The following is a 17,656-nucleotide window of genomic DNA, read 5'->3' on the forward strand; positions in this document are numbered from 1 at the left end:
TATTATGGCTACGCATTTGGTCTGGTTTCGCCACGATTTACGCATCAGCGATAATCTCGCGCTCCACGCCGCCTGTCAGGATAAAAAAGCCCGTGTGATTGGGCTGTTTATCGCCACGCCCCGCCAGTGGGCTGACCATGAGATGGCCGAACGTCAGGCCGCGTTTATGTTCGAAAACCTGCAGCGGCTCCAGCAGTCTCTGCACGATAAAGGCATCCCGCTGTACTACCAGCAGTGCGGCGACTTCAACGACAGCGTTGATGTACTGGTCGAGTTTTGCCAGCAGGAGCAGGTGACGAACCTGTTCTACAACTATCAGTACGAGCTGAATGAACGCCAGCGCGACCGAAAGACGGAGCAGGCGCTGGATGGAAAGGTCGTTTGTCAGGGCTTCGATGACAGCCTGCTGCTGCCTCCCGGCAGCGTCATGACGGGCGACGGTAAGATGTATCGCGTCTTTACTCCGTTCAGTAAGGCGTTCGTTAAACGGTTGCAGCAGAGCGAAATCGCCTGCGCGCCAGCCCCTGCTTCACGCGGCAAGATGACGGACGATGTCCCGCCGGTGAAGCCATTTGACTACCCGTCAACCTCGGTGTCTGACGATTTCCCGGCCGGAGAAGAGGGCGCGCAGCAGCGGTTGCGCCAGTTCTTTCGCCAGAAGGCCGACGACTATGCCTCCCGGCGCGATATCCCCGCCGCGCCCGGCACCAGCCAACTGTCGCCGTATCTGGCGATCGGCGTCATCTCGCCGCGGCAGTGTCTCGAAGGGCTTCTCGCCGAGTATCCCGATACGCTGCGTCAGCCTGACAGCAGCGCCTTTGTGTGGTTTAACGAACTGATCTGGCGAGAATTTTATCGTCACCTGATGGTTTATAGCCCCGAGCTGTGCCGCCATCAGCCATTTATTGCATGGACGAAGCAGGTCGAGTGGCGGGACGATCCCAAAGGGCTCAAAGCCTGGCAGGAGGGGCGCACCGGTTACCCCATTGTGGACGCGGGCATGCGCCAGCTTAATCACACCGGCTGGATGCACAACCGGCTGCGTATGATCTGCGCCAGCTTCCTCATTAAGGATCTGCTGATTGACTGGCGTGAGGGAGAGCGGTATTTCATGAGCCAACTGGTGGACGGCGATCTGGCCGCCAACAACGGAGGCTGGCAGTGGGCCGCGTCGACCGGGACCGACTCTGCGCCTTATTTCCGCATATTCAATCCGACCACGCAGGGGGAGCGCTTCGACCCGGACGGCGATTTTATCCGGCGCGGGGTGCCGGAGCTGGCGAAAGTCCCCGGCAAGTCGATTCACAACCCGCAGCGGTGGGCGCAACAACAGGGGCATAAGCTCGACTACCCGGCGCCCATCGTCGATCATAAACAGGCGAGAACCCGCACGCTGGCGGCGTTCGAGGCCGCAAAGAACAAACAATAAATTATCAGGGAGCCGTTGTACTTATGCGTAATACCGAACTGGAAACCGTCATTGATCGATTTCTGAATGTGTCCGCTTTTTCCGACTATGCCCCGAATGGGCTACAGGTCGAAGGCCGCAGCGATGTAAAGCGGATCGTCACTGGGGTAACTGCCTGTCAGGCGTTGCTGGACGCCGCCGTGGCGCAGCAGGCCGATGCGGTGCTGGTGCATCATGGCTATTTCTGGAAAAGCGAGCCAGCGGTGATTCGCGGTATGAAACGTCGGCGTTTGAAAACGCTGTTGGCCAACGACATTAATCTGTACGGCTATCACCTGCCGCTGGATGCGCACCCTGAGATCGGCAACAACGCCTGTCTGGCGGAAATGCTGAATATCACGCCGTTGGGCGAGATTGAATCGCTGCTGCCTTATGGCGAGCTGCAACAGCCGCAGAGCGGCGATGAGCTGCGCCATCAGTTGGAAGAGGCGTTAGGTCGTTCGGTGCTGCACTGCGGCGATCATGCTCCGGCGATGATCAAACGGGTGGCCTGGTGTACCGGCGGCGGGCAAGGGTTTATCGATCAGGCCGCCGATTTCGGCGTGGATGCGTTTATCACCGGTGAGGTGTCTGAAAAGACGGTGCATACCGCGCGAGAAATGGGGCTTCATTTCTATGCCGCAGGGCATCACGCCACGGAGAGAGCCGGGATCCGCGCGCTGGGCGAGTGGCTGGCGCAGCAGCACGGTTTCGATGTGACCTTTATCGATATTCCCAACCCGGCTTAATGACCGTCGTCGCTGGGGATGAGGCTGGACGGCGTCACAGCGGAGGTTTTCACGGGAGGTAAGGATGCAACAGGTTCGCTGTTATCTGCTGGGAGAAAGTGCGGTGGTGCTGGAGCTGACGCCACCGGCTTCGCTGCAAAGCCAGCAACGTATCTGGGCGCTGGCAGAGCGCTTGCGCGGGGAAAGCGGGGTGGACGAAGTGATCCCCGGCATGAACAATCTGACGGTGATTCTGGCGCAGCCGGTGTTTGCGCCGACGGCCGTATTAGCCCAGCTTCGTCATGCCTGGGATGAGATCGCGGCGCAGCCTCTGGCTTCACGCGATATTGAGATTCCGGTGATCTACGGCGGGACGCACGGGCCGGATCTGGCGCATGTCGCGGCACACTGTGGCATGACGCCGCGTCAGGTCGTTGAATGCCATGCCGCCACGCGTTACACCGTTTACTTCATTGGCTTCCAGCCCGGCTTCGCGTATCTGGGCGATCTGGATGCGCGGCTGCATACGCCTCGTCGCGCGGAACCTCGTTTGAAAGTGCCTGCTGGTTCCGTCGGTATCGGCGGGCATCAGACCGGTATTTATCCTTTATCCACTCCCGGCGGCTGGCAATTGATTGGCCGTACCGAGCTTTCGCTGTTTACGCCCGAATCGACGCCGCCGACGTTGCTGCGTCCGGGCGATCGGGTTCGCTTCGTTCCACAGCGGGAGGGACTATGCTGACGATTATTCGGGCGGGTTTACAAACCACGGTTCAGGATGCGGGTCGTTTCGGCTATCGCCAGTTCGGCATCGGTCAATGCGGCGCGCTGGATGTGCCCGCGCTGAGCATCGCTAATCTGCTGGTCGGCAACGAGGCCGATACGGCCGCGCTGGAAATAACGCTCGGCCAGTTTACGGCTAAATTCAACCGCCGATGCTGGATCGCGCTGAGCGGCGCGGATGCTCGCGCGGAGCTGGATGGCCAAACGCTATGGACCGGGTGGCGCTATCCGGTCGAGCCGGGGCAGACGCTGCATCTGGGGATGCCGCGGCACGGTATGCGCAGCTATCTGGCGATTTCAGGCGGTATCGACGTACCTGAGATATTGGGGTCGCGAAGTACCGATCTTAAGGCGGCGTTCGGCGGCTTACCGGGACGTCCGCTGGCAGATGGCGACCGTCTGGCCTTAGGGAGTCCGCGACAGCTTCCCTCCAAGCCGATCGGCATAAAACAGCTGCTGTTCCATAACCGGGTTCGGGTCTTGACGGGGCCGGAGTACCAGGAGTTCAGCGAAGTCGCGCGTGACGAGTTTTGGCGTACCGGCTGGCAGTTGAGCCCCCAGAGCAACCGGATGGGATATCGATTGCAGGGGCCAGAGCTGGCGCGCGTTTCCCACCGCGAGATATTGTCTCACGGCGTGTTGCCAGGGGTGATTCAAGTACCGCACAACGGCAAACCGATCGTCCTGATGTCGGACGCTCAGACTACCGGCGGTTATCCGTGCATCGCCAGCGTGATCGCCGCCGATCTTTACCATCTGGCGCAGATCCGTTTGGGTGAATCGGTGCATTTCGTTCACTGCTCGCTGTCTGAGGCTCGGCAGGCATGGCTGACTCAACGGCGTTATCTGGAACAACTGGCTTGGAGGCTACATGGTGATTGACTTGAACGCGGATCTGGGAGAAGGCGGGAAACATGACGAGGCGTTGCTGCGGTTGATTAGCTCAGCCAACATCGCTTGCGGCTTTCATGCTGGCGATGCGCAGACGATGCACCGTTCGGTGCGTTCGGCCATTAAATACGGCGTCACCATCGGCGCGCACCCGGGTTATCCCGACCGGGAACATTTCGGCCGCCGGGCCTTGCAGCTTTCACCCGATGCGGTCTTTGCCCAGGTCGTTTATCAAGTGGGGGCTCTGGCGGCGTTGGTTAAAGCGGAGGGCGCACGGATGTTCCACGTTAAGCCCCACGGCATGCTTTACAATCAGGCCGCGAAAGATCCGCAGCTGGCGGACGCGATCGCCAGAGCGGTCAAGGTGGTCGACCCCTTGCTGCATTTGGTTGGACTGGCGGGCAGCGAGCTGATTAACGCCGGAAAACGTTACGGGTTAAAGACGCGCGAGGAAGTGTTCGCCGACCGCAGTTATCAGGCCGACGGCACGCTGGTGCCGCGTGATCAGAGCAGCGCGCTGATCACCAGCGACGAATTGGCGCTGGCTCAGACGCTTGAGATGATCCAACGCCAGCGAGTGCGCGCCACCGACGGCAGTTGGGTGCCGGTGAAAGCCGATACGGTATGCCTGCACGGCGATGGAGACCATGCGTTGCAGTTCGCCAGCAAGCTGCATCACAGTTTCGCGCAGTACGGCATTCATATCGCCGCCTGCTGAGGAAAGACTATCAACGGGAGCGGAAGCTATGCCGGAAGGCCCTGAAATCCGCCGCGCGGCGGATACGCTGTCGGCGGCTATCACCGGGAAAACGCTGACCGCCGTATGGTTTGCGTTTCCCGCGTTGAAAATCTACGAACCACGACTGACGGGCGCGCAGGTGACGGAAATTGTGACTCGAGGCAAGGCCCTGCTGACCTGCTTTTCCAACGATCTGGTGCTGTACAGCCATAACCAGCTGTATGGCGTTTGGCGCGTGGGACTTCCGGAGACGTTGCCGGAAACCAAGCGCGACCTGCGCGTTCGGTTGACCACGGCCGATAGCGCCGTGTCTCTGTATAGCGCGTCGGATATCGACATACTGACGACGGATCAACTGGCGACACATCCTTTTTTGCAACGTATCGGTCCGGACGTGCTTGATATGACGCTGACGGCTGAACAGGTGCAAGAACGACTGTTGCTGCCTCGTTTTCGTCGTCGTCAGTTCAGTGGGCTGTTGCTGGATCAGGCTTTCCTGGCCGGGCTGGGGAACTATCTGCGAGCGGAAATCCTGTGGCAGGCCGAGCTGGCGCCGCAGCATCGCGCCGCGGATTTGTCGCCAGAACAATTGATGGCCCTGAGTCAGGCGCTGCTGGATATCCCGCGTTTGTCGTATCGGACACGCGGTGAAGGGGATGAACGACGACATCACGGCGCCGTATTCCGCTTTCGCGTTTTTCATCGCGCCGGTAAACCCTGCGAGCGTTGCGGTCACCTTATTGAGCGCACGATGCTGTCGTCGCGACCGTTCTACGGGTGTTCCCACTGCCAGCGTTAAGCGATGCACGGGCGGATAATGGGGGCGGAATCGTCGCCCATGACATTGGTTCGGCGGCGATGGTTTGCTGAGAAGCGGGCAGATGGGAAGGGGGAAGAGGGAGAAGGTATCGCCCCAACTGAATACCTCCGGTCGGGGCGATGCTTGATTAGTGTTCTTTCACCTCAGGTTCGAAATCGCGTCGTTCGTAACCGGTGTAGAGCTGACGTGGACGGGCGATTTTCAGACCATCGCCGTGCATCTCACTCCAATGGGCAATCCAGCCGACCGTGCGCGCCATTGCAAAGATGACGGTAAACATCGACGACGGAATTCCCATCGCTTTCAGAATGATGCCCGAGTAAAAGTCCACGTTCGGGTAGAGTTTGCGCTCGATGAAGTACGGATCGTTCAGGGCGATGTGCTCCAGCTCCATCGCCACTTCCAGCAGATCGTCCTTGGTCTTTAGCTCCTTCAGCACTTCGTGACAGGTTTTACGCATGACGGTGGCGCGCGGGTCATAGTTTTTGTACACGCGGTGGCCAAATCCCATCAGGCGGAACGAATCGTTTTTGTCTTTCGCGCGCTCGATGAATTCCGGGATGTGTTTGACTGAACTAATTTCTTCCAGCATGCGCAGGCACGCTTCGTTAGCGCCGCCGTGTGCGGGGCCCCATAGCGATGCGATACCGGCGGCAATACAGGCGAAGGGATTGGCGCCGGACGAACCCGCCGTGCGGACGGTCGAAGTTGAGGCGTTCTGTTCATGGTCCGCGTGCAGGATCAGAATCTTGTCCATGGCGCGCTCCAGCACCGGATTCACCACGTAATCTTCGCATGGTGTGGCGAACATCATGTGCAGGAAGTTGCCCGCATAGGAGAGATCGTTACGCGGGTAGATGAACGGCTGGCCCAGCGAGTATTTGTAGCACATGGCGGCCACGGTCGGCATTTTCGACAGCAGACGATATGCGGCGATCTCGCGGTGCCGCGCATTGCTGATGTCCAGCGAGTCGTGATAGAAAGCGGCCAGCGCGCCGGTCACGCCGCACAGCACCGCCATCGGGTGCGAGTCGCGGCGGAAACCATGAAACAGGCGGGTAATCTGCTCGTGGATCATGGTGTGACGGGTAACGATGGTTTTGAATTCGTCGTACTGCGCCTGCGACGGCGCTTCCCCGAACAACAGCATATAGCAGACTTCCAGGTAGTTGGACTTCTCCGCCAACTGATCGATGGGGTAGCCCCGGTGCAGCAGAATGCCTTTTTCGCCGTCGATAAAGGTGATTTTGGACTCGCAGGACGCTGTGGAGGTGAAACCGGGATCGAACGTGAAATAACCTTTTGCACCGAGGCTGCGGATATCGATCTCGTCGTAACCGAGCGTACCGGACAGGACATCAAGCGCGATAGGCTCTTGACCGTCGATGGTAATCGTTGCGTGTTTGTCAGCCATTAACATTCTCCTTAGCGTTTTAATTGACGACATTGCTCACCGTGACAGCGAGTCATCCTACCTGGGAGAGGCGACCGGAAGCCGGCTGGCATGACTCGGTAAAAACCGGTTGTTCAGGACGAGCCGTCAGCGGGGATGCTCCGCTGAGCGCAGGCGGTTGAGCCGCCGTGTGCTTGCCGGTTATCCGGCGCGTCGTCCTGAATTCATTGTAGTCATACCGATGACTTTTACGTGGACTCTTTCGACACTGTTACACAACCTTCGGCAATCGAAAAGCGCCGCCTATCGCCTTTGATATCAGTAACAAGCCTCAAAAACCAGTTGTAAAATTAATGTTTAATAATTACCTATAAGACTGATTTATTTTTAATAAATTGTTAAATGCGTGATCTAATTCACCATTCACAGCAAATTCCCTCAAACTCTATGTGTGCTATTTGTAATGATATTGTGAAGCACCTATACTTTTTTCAGGTCTCCGGAACATCCTGCAGTAGGAGCACCCAGCGTGATAGGTTTGCGCCGCCCCGGCTTAAAATTGGCTGACGGAGCGTGCGGCGAAATAAGGAGATGCCCGACTTATCTTCCTTTCAGCAACCTCTCATGCTGTCTGACCCCCACAATAGGTCCGGAGTAAGAAAATAATAAAAGTTGTGTGGGCGAACCTGTGAAAAAACAAAGACCTGTCAATCTGGATCTGCAAACGATCCATTTCCCCGCTACCGCGGTAGCCTCTATTCTCCATCGCGTTTCCGGCGTTATCACCTTTGTTTCCATCGGTATCCTGCTGTGGCTGCTGGGTCTTTCCCTGTCTTCGGAAGACGGGTTCATGCAGGCGGCGTCCATCATGGATAGCGTCATCGCCAAATTGGTTGTCTGGGGCATTTTGACCGCGCTGGCCTACCATGCCGTGGGCGGCTTGCGCCATTTGTTAATGGATTTCGGCGGCATTGAGGAAACCTTCGCCTCGGGTGAACGCTCCGCATGGATTGCTTTTGTTATTACTGTCGTGCTTTCAATCTTGTCTGGAGTCCTTGTATGGTAAGCAATGCTTCTGCACTCGGGCGTAATGGAGTACACGATTGGTTATTACTTCGCGCTGCTGCCATCGTCATCGTGCTGTACGTTTTGTATCTCGTGGGTTTTTTCGTTACCGCGCCTGAACTCACCTATCCCCTCTGGCGTGATTTCTTCGCCCTGCGCCTCACCAAAGTGCTCACTCTTCTGACCTTACTGTCGATTCTGGTGCATGCCTGGATCGGTCTGTGGCAGGTGTTGACCGACTACGTCAAACCGCTAGCCGTTCGGCTCACATTGCAGCTGGCGGTGGTGGTTGTGCTGATGGTGTATGTCATTTATGGAACGATTGTAGTGTGGGGGGCGTAATGAATCTGCCAGTCAGAGAGTTTGATGCAGTGGTCGTCGGCGCGGGCGGCGCAGGTATGCGCGCCGCGTTGCAAATTTCCCAGATGGGGTTGTCTTGCGCCCTCATTTCCAAGGTCTTTCCGACGCGTTCTCATACTGTCTCCGCACAGGGGGGCATCACGGTCGCGCTGGGGAATACCCACGAAGATAACTGGCAATGGCATATGTATGACACGGTAAAGGGATCGGACTATATCGGCGATCAAAATGCCATCGAATACATGTGCAAGACCGGGCCGGAAGCCGTGCTGGAGCTGGAACACATGGGACTGCCGTTTTCGCGGCTGGATGACGGGCGTATTTATCAGCGTCCGTTCGGCGGTCAGTCGAAAAACTTCGGCGGCGAGCAGGCGGCGCGTACGGCGGCGGCGGCCGACCGCACCGGACATGCGCTGTTGCACACGCTCTATCAGCAAAACCTGAAAAATCACACCACCATTTTTTCCGAGTGGTACGCGCTGGATCTGGTGAAAAATCAGGACGGCGCGGTGGTGGGCTGCACGGCGATTTGTATCGAGACCGGCGAAGTCGTCTATTTCAAGGCGCGCGCGACGGTACTGGCGACCGGCGGCGCAGGGCGAATCTACCAGTCGACGACCAATGCGCACATCAATACCGGCGACGGCGTGGGCATGGCGCTGCGCGCCGGCGTGCCGGTACAGGACATGGAAATGTGGCAGTTTCACCCGACGGGCATCGCGGGGGCGGGGGTGCTGGTCACCGAAGGCTGCCGCGGCGAGGGTGGTTATCTGCTGAATAAAGACGGCGAACGTTTTATGGAGCGTTACGCGCCGAACGCGAAAGATCTGGCTGGCCGAGACGTTGTCGCACGCTCCATCATGATTGAAATCCGCGAAGGCCGCGGCTGCGACGGTCCGTGGGGGCCGCACGTTAAGCTGAAGCTCGACCACCTCGGCAAAGAGGTGTTGGAGTCCCGCCTGCCGGGGATTCTGGAACTTTCTCGCACCTTCGCTCACGTCGACCCGGTCAAAGAGCCGATCCCGGTCATTCCGACCTGTCACTACATGATGGGCGGTATCCCCACCAAAATTACCGGTCAGGCGCTGACCGTCAATGAACGAGGCGAGGACGTGGTGATCCCCGGCCTGTTCGCCGTGGGGGAAATCGCCTGCGTTTCGGTACACGGCGCCAATCGTCTCGGCGGCAATTCGCTGCTCGATCTGGTGGTGTTCGGCCGCGCCGTGGGGATGCACCTCGAAGCGTCGTTGTCTGAGCAGGGCGCCAGCCGCGATGCCAGCGAGTCGGATATCGAGGCCTCGCTGACGCGCCTCAACCGCTGGAACAACAATCGCGATGGAGAAAGCCCGGTGGAGATCCGCCGGGCGCTGCAAGAGTGTATGCAGCATAACTTCTCCGTCTTCCGCGAAGCCGATGCGATGGCGCAGGGGCTTGAGGAACTGAAAGCCATTCGCGAACGGTTGCAAAACGCCCGCCTGGACGACACTTCGCAGGAGTTCAACACCCAGCGTATCGAGTGCCTGGAGCTGGATAACCTGATGGATACCGCTTTTGCTACCGCGCTGGCGGCAAACTATCGCACCGAGAGCCGTGGCGCGCATAGCCGCTCCGACCATCCCGATCGGGACGATGAACACTGGCTCTGCCACACGCTGTACCTGCCGGACACTGAAAGCATGACGCGCCGTGAGGTGAACATGCAACCGACGCTGCGTGAGGCATTCCCGCCGAAAGCGCGCACCTATTAAAGGACGGAGAGACAGCGATGAAACTTGAATTTTCGATTTATCGTTACAACCCGGACATTGATAATGCCCCGCGGATGCAGGACTACCAGCTGGAGGCCGATGAAGGCACGGACATGATGTTGCTCGACGCATTAATCCAGTTGAAAGAGCAGGACCCGACGCTGACGTTTCGCCGCTCCTGCCGTGAGGGCGTGTGTGGTTCGGATGGGGTGAACATCAATGGTAAAAACGGACTGGCATGCATCACGCCGATCTCCAGCCTGCGTCGCGGCAGTCACAAAATCGTGGTGCGTCCGCTGCCGGGGTTGCCGGTTGTCCGCGATTTGGTGGTAGACATGGGGCAATTCTATGCCCAATATGAGAAAGTTAAACCTTACCTGTTGAATAATGGGAAGAATCCTCCGGCACGTGAAAATTTGCAGTTGCCGCAGGATCGGGCGAAGCTGGATGGACTGTACGAATGCATCATGTGCGCTTGCTGTTCCACCTCGTGTCCGTCCTTCTGGTGGAACCCAGACAAGTTCATCGGTCCGGCCGGATTACTGACGGCGTACCGCTTCCTGATAGATGACCGCGATACGGAAACCCAATCGCGTCTCGATGGACTGGACGACGCTTTCAGCGTGTTCCGCTGTCACAGCATCATGAACTGCGTCAGCGTGTGTCCCAAAGGGTTGAATCCGACGCGAGCCATCGGCCACATCAAGTCGATGTTGTTGCAGCGCGGCGCCTGATGACCGCATCAACGGGACGACCTCCGCCGTCGGACGGCGGTCGTCGGGAGCGCTTCTTACTACAGCGAACAGGCATGACAGCCTCTTGTGTTAAGGCTCCTTTGGTGGGAAGTACTCCCCTCGACATGCTCACCGTCGGCATGAAGAGTGAACCGTTTATCCGGCAATGCCGCTTTTACACGGCGCGACAAAAAATGTTAACCACGGCGAAAACTGAAGCATATCAGCTTAAGGGATCACAATGCAGAACGGTGCAATGAAGGCCTGGCTGGATTCCTCGTATCTGGCGGGGGCGAACCAGTCCTACATAGAGCAGCTCTATGAAGATTATTTAACCGATCCGGCCTCTATCGACACCAGTTGGCAAACGCTTTTCCAGCAAATGGTGGCGACGGGAGTCAAACCCGATCAACTGCACTCTCAAACCCGAGACTATTTTCGTCGTCTGGCGAAGGACAGCTCGCGGTATACCTCCTCTATTCACGATCCGGACAGCGATGCCAAGCAGGTCAAGGTGTTGCAGCTCATTAATGCGTTTCGCTTTCGCGGCCATCAGCATGCCAACCTCGACCCGCTGGATTTGTGGAAACAAGAAACCGTTCCTGACCTCGACCTTGCCTATCATCATCTGACCGAAGCGGATCTGGACGATACCTTTAACGTGGGTTCTTTCGCTATCGGCAAAGAGACCATGAAGCTGCGGGATTTGTACGCGGCGTTACGGCAGACCTACTGCGGCGCCATCGGCGCCGAGTATATGCACATCACCAACACGGAAGAGAAACGCTGGATCCAGCAGCGGATCGAATCCGTGGTCGGACAGCCGTCGTTTAGCGTCGATGAGCGCAAGCGTTTCCTGAAAGAGTTGACGGCGGCGGAAGGGTTGGAGCGCTATCTGGGCGCGAAATTCCCCGGCGCCAAGCGCTTCTCTCTCGAAGGCGGGGACGCCCTTATCCCGATGCTGAAGGAAATCGTGCGCCATGCCGGGAAGAACGGGACGCGCGAAGTCGTACTAGGGATGGCGCACCGGGGACGTCTGAATGTGTTGGTCAATGTCCTCGGCAAAAAGCCGCAGGATCTGTTCGATGAGTTCATTGGCAAGCACAAAGAACATCTCGGCACGGGCGATGTGAAATATCATCAGGGCTTCTCTTCGGATGTGGATACCGAAGGCGGCAGGGTGCATCTGGCGCTGGCTTTTAACCCCTCGCATCTGGAAATCGTCAGCCCGGTCGTCATTGGCTCGGTGCGGGCGCGTCTGGATCGACTGGATAACCCCAGTAGCGCGCTGGTGCTTCCGATCACGATTCACGGCGATGCCGCTATGACGGGGCAGGGCGTCGTTCAGGAAACGCTGAACATGTCCAAAGCGCGCGGTTACGACGTCGGCGGTACGATCCGCATCGTCATTAATAACCAGATCGGGTTTACGACCTCCAATCCGCACGATGCGCGCTCAACCGAATACTGTACTGATATCGGTAAAATGGTTCAGGCGCCGATTTTCCACGTGAATGCGGACGATCCCGAGGCCGTCGCATTCGTGACCCAGCTGGCGCTCGACTTCCGTAATACCTTCAAGCGCGACGTCTTCATTGACATGGTGTGTTACCGCCGTCATGGCCATAACGAGGCCGACGAGCCAAGCGCCACGCAGCCTCTGATGTATCACAAAATTAAAAAGCACCCGACGCCGCGTAAAATCTACGCCGACCGTCTGGAGCAGCAGAATTTGATCCATCTGGAAGATGCCACCGAAATGGTCAATTTGTACCGCGATGCGCTGGATGCTGGTGAATGCGTGGTGGAAGAGTGGCTGCCGATGGATATGCAGGCGCTGGCCTGGATGCCGTATCTCAACCACGACTGGGATGAAGACTATCCGCATCAGGTCGAGATGAAGCGTTTGCAGGGGCTGGCCCGTCGCATCAGCACGATCCCGGAGGCGATAGAAATGCAGTCCCGGGTCGCCAAAATATACAACGACCGCGCCGAGATGGCGGAGGACGGCAAGCCTTTCGACTGGGGCGGCGCTGAAACGCTGGCCTACGCCACGCTGGTGGATGAAGGCATTCCTATCCGGCTGTCGGGCGAAGACACCGGCCGCGGCACCTTTTTCCACCGCCATGCCGTTGTGCACAATCAGAAAAATGGCTCGACCTATACACCTTTGTCGCATGTACACAATGCACAGGGCGAGTTTAAGGTATGGGACTCGGTGCTGTCGGAGGAGGCGGTGCTGGCGTTCGAATATGGTTATGCCACGGCTGAGCCGCGCACGCTGACCATCTGGGAGGCGCAGTTTGGCGATTTCGCCAACGGCGCTCAGGTGGTGATAGACCAGTTCATTAGCTCCGGGGAGCAAAAATGGGGACGGATGTGCGGTCTGGTCATGCTGCTGCCGCACGGCTATGAAGGGCAAGGACCGGAACACTCATCGGCCCGTCTGGAACGCTATTTGCAGCTGTGCGCTGAACAGAATATGCAGGTGTGCATTCCCTCCACTCCGGCGCAGGTTTACCACATGCTGCGACGTCAGGCGCTGCGTGGAATGCGACGTCCGCTGGTGGTGATGTCGCCGAAGTCGCTGCTGCGTCATCCGCTGGCAACCTCGACGCTGGAGGAACTGGCCTCCGGTAAATTCCAGCCCGCGATTGGCGAGGCTGACGATATCGATCCTCGTGACGTAAAGCGCGTCGTGATGTGCGCCGGTAAGGTCTACTACGACCTGCTGGAAAAACGACGCAAGAATGAGCAGAACGATGTGGCGATTGTCCGCATTGAACAGCTGTATCCCTTCCCTCAGCAGTATGTGCAGTCCGTGCTGGCACCGTACGCCCATGTTCTGGATTTCGTCTGGTGTCAGGAAGAACCGCTGAACCAGGGCGCCTGGTATTGCAGCCAGCATCATTTGCGCGAGGCGATTCCGTTCGGCGCTTCCTTGCGTTATGCCGGCAGACCGGCATCCGCATCGCCCGCCGTGGGTTACATGTCCGTCCACCAAAAGCAGCAGCAAGATCTTGTTGATGACGCGCTGAACGTTAATTGAATCAAAAGGATAAATAATGAGTAGCGTAGATATTCTCGTCCCCGACCTGCCCGAATCGGTAGCCGACGCCACCGTGGCGACCTGGCGTAAACAGCCGGGCGACAGCGTCCAGCGTGATGAAGTACTGGTTGAGATTGAAACCGACAAGGTGGTGCTTGAAGTGCCTGCCTCCGAAGCCGGGATTCTGGATGCGGTGCTGGAAGCGGAAGGGGCGACCGTCGTCTCACGCCAAATCCTTGGCCGTCTGCGCCCTGGGGACAGCAGCGGCAAGGAGTCCAGCGAAAAACCGACCAACAAAGAGTCTACGCCGGCCCAGCGTTATACCGCCGGTCTGGAAGAGGAAAGCAACGACGTGCTGAGTCCGGCCATTCGCCGACTGATCGCCGAGCATGATTTAGACGCGTCGACGATCGTAGGCAGCGGCGTGGGTGGACGGATCACCCGTGAAGATGTCGAAAAACAGCTTGCCCGACAGCGCGAGGCTGCTGTCGCCGCCCCGGCGAGTGCGGACGCGACCGCCGCTGACCCCTCTCTGGATCGACGTAGTGAAAAAAGGGTGCCGATGACGCGCCTGCGGAAACGGGTGGCTGAGCGCCTGCTGGAAGCGAAAAACAGCACGGCCATGCTGACGACGTTCAACGAAGTCAACATGAAACCGGTGATGGATCTGCGTAAGCAGTACGGCGAAGCATTTGAAAAACGGCACGGCGTACGCCTGGGCTTTATGTCGTTCTACATCAAGGCCGTGGTTGAAGCGCTCAAACGTTTCCCCGAAGTGAATGCGTCGCTGGACGGTGAAGATGTCGTGTATCACAACTACTTTGACGTCAGCATCGCCGTATCGACGCCGCGCGGTCTGGTCACGCCAGTGCTCAAGGATGTCGATTTGCTGAGCATGGCGGATATCGAGAAAAAAATTAAGGAACTGGCAATTAAGGGCCGCGATGGCAAACTAACCGTGGATGAGTTGACGGGGGGAAATTTCACCATCACTAACGGCGGCGTGTTTGGTTCATTGATGTCGACACCGATCATCAATCCGCCGCAAAGCGCGATTCTGGGGATGCATGCCATCAAGGATCGTCCGATGGCCGTTGAAGGTCAGGTGGTCATTTTGCCCATGATGTATTTGGCGCTTTCCTACGATCACCGGCTTATCGACGGCCGCGAATCAGTCAGTTTCCTGGTGACGATTAAAGACATGCTGGAAGATCCGGCGCGTCTGCTGCTGGACGTTTAAGGCAGGATAGGGCGGCCTGGCGCCGCCCTTCGCTATCCAGGCCGTCTGCACGCCGCCACTCATGAAATCGCGGATTTATCTTCAAATATAAAATGGATTGAACACCATGAATTTACACGAATATCAGGCAAAACAGCTCTTTGCTCGGTATGGCATACCGGCCCCGGAAGGCTATGCCTGCAAGACGCCCCATGAGGCGGAAGAGGCTGCCGCGAAAATCGGCGCAGGCCCGTGGGTCGTTAAGTGCCAGGTGCATGCCGGGGGACGAGGTAAATCAGGCGGCGTTAAAGTCGTCAACAGCAAAGATGACATTCGCGCTTTCGCGGAAAACTGGTTGGGCAAGCCGCTGGTGACTTATCAGACTGACGCTCATGGTCAGCCGGTACATCAGATTCTGGTTGAAGCCGCGACGGACATTGCCAGCGAACTGTACCTCGGGGCGGTCGTCGATCGCGGCAGTCGTCGCGTCGTGTTTATGGCGTCCACGGAAGGTGGCGTAGAAATTGAAAAAGTCGCTCAGGAAACGCCTCATCTTATTCATAAAACGGCGCTGGATCCCCTGACTGGACCGCTGCCTTATCAAGGCCGTGAGCTTGCATTCAAACTGGGCCTCAGCGGTAAGCAGGTTGCCCAGTTCACCAAAATTTTCATGGGGTTGGCGAAGCTGTTTCTGGAATGCGATCTGGCGCTGGTGGAAATCAACCCGCTGGTCATCACCGGGCAGGGCGAGCTGCTGTGTCTGGACGGCAAACTGGCCGTGGACGGCAATGCGTTGTTCCGTCAGCCTGAGCTGCGCGACATGCATGATCCGAGTCAGGTCGATGAACGCGAGGAACACGCGGCGCAGTGGGAACTGAACTATGTCGCGCTGGACGGTAACATCGGCTGTATGGTCAATGGTGCGGGTCTGGCGATGGGCACGATGGATATCGTGAAACTGCACGGCGGCGCGCCAGCCAATTTTTTGGATGTTGGCGGCGGCGCGACCAAAGAGCGCGTGACAGAGGCTTTTAAAATCATTTTGTCAGACAGCAAGGTAAAAGCCGTGCTGGTCAACATTTTCGGCGGCATCGTACGCTGCGACCTGATCGCCGATGGCGTCATCGGCGCCGTGGCGGAAGTGGGTGTCAACGTACCGGTGGTGGTGCGTCTGGAAGGTAACAATGCGGAGCTTGGGGCGCAGAAACTGGCGGAGAGCGGTCTGAATATCATTGCTGCAACCGGTCTGGCGGATGCAGCTCGGCAGGCGGTTGCTGCCGTGGAGGGAAAATAATGTCTATTCTGATCGATAAAAACACCAGAGTGATCTGCCAGGGCTTCACCGGGAGTCAGGGAACGTTTCACTCCGAACAGGCGATAGCCTACGGCACGCAGATGGTTGGGGGAGTGACGCCGGGCAAGGGAGGCACTCAGCATCTTGGTCTGCCCGTGTTTAATACGGTACGCGATGCCGTTGCGGCTACCGGTGCGACGGCATCGGTCATCTATGTTCCGGCTCCTTTCTGTAAAGATTCGATTTTGGAAGCGATTGATGCGGGTATCGAGCTAATTATTTGCATCACCGAAGGTATTCCGACGCTGGATATGCTGACGGTGAAAGCCAAGTTGGAGCAGACCGGGGCGAAAATGATCGGCCCGAACTGCCCGGGCGTGATTACGCCGGGTGAATGTAAGATCGGCATCATGCCCGGCCATATCCATCTGCCGGGAAATGTCGGCATTGTTTCTCGTTCCGGCACGCTGACCTACGAAGCCGTCAAGCAGACGACGGACGTCGGCCTGGGCCAGTCTACCTGCGTCGGTATCGGTGGCGACCCGATCCCCGGTTCCAACTTCATTGATATTCTTGAGTTGTTTGAACAAGACCCGCTGACAAAAGCGATCGTGATGATTGGGGAAATCGGCGGAACCGCGGAAGAAGAGGCGGCGGCTTTCATCAAAGCGCACGTTACCAAACCTGTTGTCGCCTACATTGCCGGCGTTACCGCGCCGAAAGGGAAGCGGATGGGCCATGCTGGCGCGATCATCGCTGGCGGAAAGGGAACGGCTGATGAGAAGTTCGCCGCGCTGGAAGCGGCTGGCGTTAAGACGGTACGCAGTCTGGCAGATATCGGTGAAGCAGTGAAAAGCATGATCGCCGGCTAACGTGGCGAGTTTATTGCTGCGTTAACACGAACACAGCGATGCAGGAAAAGGCCATCTTCGGATGGCCTTTTTTTTATGTTTGAGCCTGATGAACATTTAATGGGAATAACACTCATTTCTAAAAATAACGTAATGGCAACAATGCAAACCAATAAATATAAAAATAAGTAATCATATAGAAACATTAATGCAGTAAATACTCAGAACAATAAATCAGCAAATATTAATTATTGAAACCTGGCGGTCACGTCAAATTAACAATATCAGCCTAATGAAAATGGAATGTGTCACACTGTTAACGTTAAGGGCGGATATTGCGCCAAATCAAAAAATGCAGGGTAGATATCTTCGTCAAAATACGCTTAAATTGCGCCCGATCAATTATCTGCCAAAGGTATGTGATTGTGAGAAAGGGGGTTGAGTCAAAACCCCAACTGGCGTCACGTAAAAACCTATTTATTACAGGGAATTGTAGGCGTAATATACCGGTCACTCTGTTTTAGGTACGATATTG

General features: G+C 57.2%; 15 protein-coding genes. 14 read left to right on the top strand and 1 reads right to left on the bottom strand.

From position 1 onward, the window contains the following. Positions 1-4 precede the first annotated feature (4 nt). The 6 genes from phrB (at position 5) to nei (ending at position 5,387) form a co-directional block, all read left to right on the top strand. Positions 5-1,429: a deoxyribodipyrimidine photo-lyase gene (phrB, locus tag CKQ53_RS10580; protein ID WP_094117667.1), complete on the top strand. Its 1,425-nt coding sequence runs from the start codon at positions 5-7 to the stop codon at positions 1,427-1,429. A 23-nt stretch (positions 1,430-1,452) separates the two neighbouring features. Next, a complete protein-coding gene (locus tag CKQ53_RS10585; RefSeq protein ID WP_085652447.1) occupies positions 1,453-2,196 on the top strand; it encodes a type 2 GTP cyclohydrolase I in 744 nt (247 codons plus the stop codon). Between the two features lie 64 nt (positions 2,197-2,260). After that, positions 2,261-2,917 (top strand): 5-oxoprolinase subunit PxpB, encoded by a 657-nt coding sequence (pxpB, locus tag CKQ53_RS10590; protein WP_085652446.1) that lies wholly within the window; start codon positions 2,261-2,263, stop codon positions 2,915-2,917. Further along, positions 2,911-3,840 (top strand): 5-oxoprolinase subunit PxpC, encoded by a 930-nt coding sequence (gene pxpC / locus CKQ53_RS10595; protein WP_094117668.1) that lies wholly within the window; start codon positions 2,911-2,913, stop codon positions 3,838-3,840. The genes pxpB and pxpC overlap by 7 nt, the downstream gene beginning before the upstream one ends. Beyond that, complete coding sequence (gene pxpA, locus CKQ53_RS10600) at positions 3,830-4,567, top strand: 5-oxoprolinase subunit PxpA (RefSeq protein ID WP_094117669.1); 738 nt, start codon at positions 3,830-3,832, stop codon at positions 4,565-4,567. The genes pxpC and pxpA overlap by 11 nt, the downstream gene beginning before the upstream one ends. A 28-nt stretch (positions 4,568-4,595) precedes the next feature. Continuing rightward, on the top strand, positions 4,596-5,387 hold the full coding sequence (nei, locus tag CKQ53_RS10605) for an endonuclease VIII (RefSeq protein ID WP_094117670.1): 792 nt from the start codon (positions 4,596-4,598) through the stop codon (positions 5,385-5,387). A gap of 148 nt (positions 5,388-5,535) precedes the next feature. Here the strand turns inward: nei and CKQ53_RS10610 are convergent, their stop codons facing one another. Further along, positions 5,536-6,822: a citrate synthase gene (locus CKQ53_RS10610; protein ID WP_085652442.1), complete on the bottom strand. Its 1,287-nt coding sequence runs from the start codon at positions 6,820-6,822 to the stop codon at positions 5,536-5,538. Between the two features lie 655 nt (positions 6,823-7,477). Between CKQ53_RS10610 and sdhC the strand changes: the two genes are divergently transcribed. From sdhC to sucD, 8 genes are all read left to right on the top strand, one after another. Then, positions 7,478-7,867: a succinate dehydrogenase cytochrome b556 subunit gene (sdhC, locus tag CKQ53_RS10615; protein WP_085652441.1), complete on the top strand. Its 390-nt coding sequence runs from the start codon at positions 7,478-7,480 to the stop codon at positions 7,865-7,867. After that, positions 7,861-8,208: a succinate dehydrogenase membrane anchor subunit gene (gene sdhD / locus CKQ53_RS10620; protein ID WP_085652440.1), complete on the top strand. Its 348-nt coding sequence runs from the start codon at positions 7,861-7,863 to the stop codon at positions 8,206-8,208. Before sdhC ends, sdhD begins: the two co-directional genes overlap by 7 nt. Beyond that, complete coding sequence (gene sdhA / locus CKQ53_RS10625) at positions 8,208-9,974, top strand: succinate dehydrogenase flavoprotein subunit (protein ID WP_085652439.1); 1,767 nt, start codon at positions 8,208-8,210, stop codon at positions 9,972-9,974. Before sdhD ends, sdhA begins: the two co-directional genes overlap by 1 nt. A gap of 17 nt (positions 9,975-9,991) precedes the next feature. Then, on the top strand, positions 9,992-10,708 hold the full coding sequence (locus CKQ53_RS10630) for a succinate dehydrogenase iron-sulfur subunit (RefSeq protein WP_085652438.1): 717 nt from the start codon (positions 9,992-9,994) through the stop codon (positions 10,706-10,708). 241 nt (positions 10,709-10,949) lie between these two features. Then, complete coding sequence (gene sucA, locus CKQ53_RS10635; protein WP_118894971.1) at positions 10,950-13,757, top strand: 2-oxoglutarate dehydrogenase E1 component; 2,808 nt, start codon at positions 10,950-10,952, stop codon at positions 13,755-13,757. 16 nt (positions 13,758-13,773) lie between these two features. Continuing rightward, on the top strand, positions 13,774-14,997 hold the full coding sequence (gene odhB / locus CKQ53_RS10640; protein ID WP_085652436.1) for a 2-oxoglutarate dehydrogenase complex dihydrolipoyllysine-residue succinyltransferase: 1,224 nt from the start codon (positions 13,774-13,776) through the stop codon (positions 14,995-14,997). 106 nt (positions 14,998-15,103) lie between these two features. Continuing rightward, positions 15,104-16,270 carry an ADP-forming succinate--CoA ligase subunit beta gene (sucC, locus tag CKQ53_RS10645; protein ID WP_085652435.1) on the top strand — a complete coding sequence of 389 codons (1,167 nt, stop codon included), beginning with the start codon at positions 15,104-15,106 and terminating at the stop codon, positions 16,268-16,270. After that, positions 16,270-17,142 (top strand): succinate--CoA ligase subunit alpha, encoded by an 873-nt coding sequence (gene sucD / locus CKQ53_RS10650; RefSeq protein WP_085652434.1) that lies wholly within the window; start codon positions 16,270-16,272, stop codon positions 17,140-17,142. Before sucC ends, sucD begins: the two co-directional genes overlap by 1 nt. The last annotated feature ends 514 nt before the right edge of the window (positions 17,143-17,656 follow it).

The organism is Lonsdalea britannica (genome assembly GCF_003515985.1).
Classification (GTDB): domain Bacteria; phylum Pseudomonadota; class Gammaproteobacteria; order Enterobacterales; family Enterobacteriaceae; genus Lonsdalea; species Lonsdalea britannica.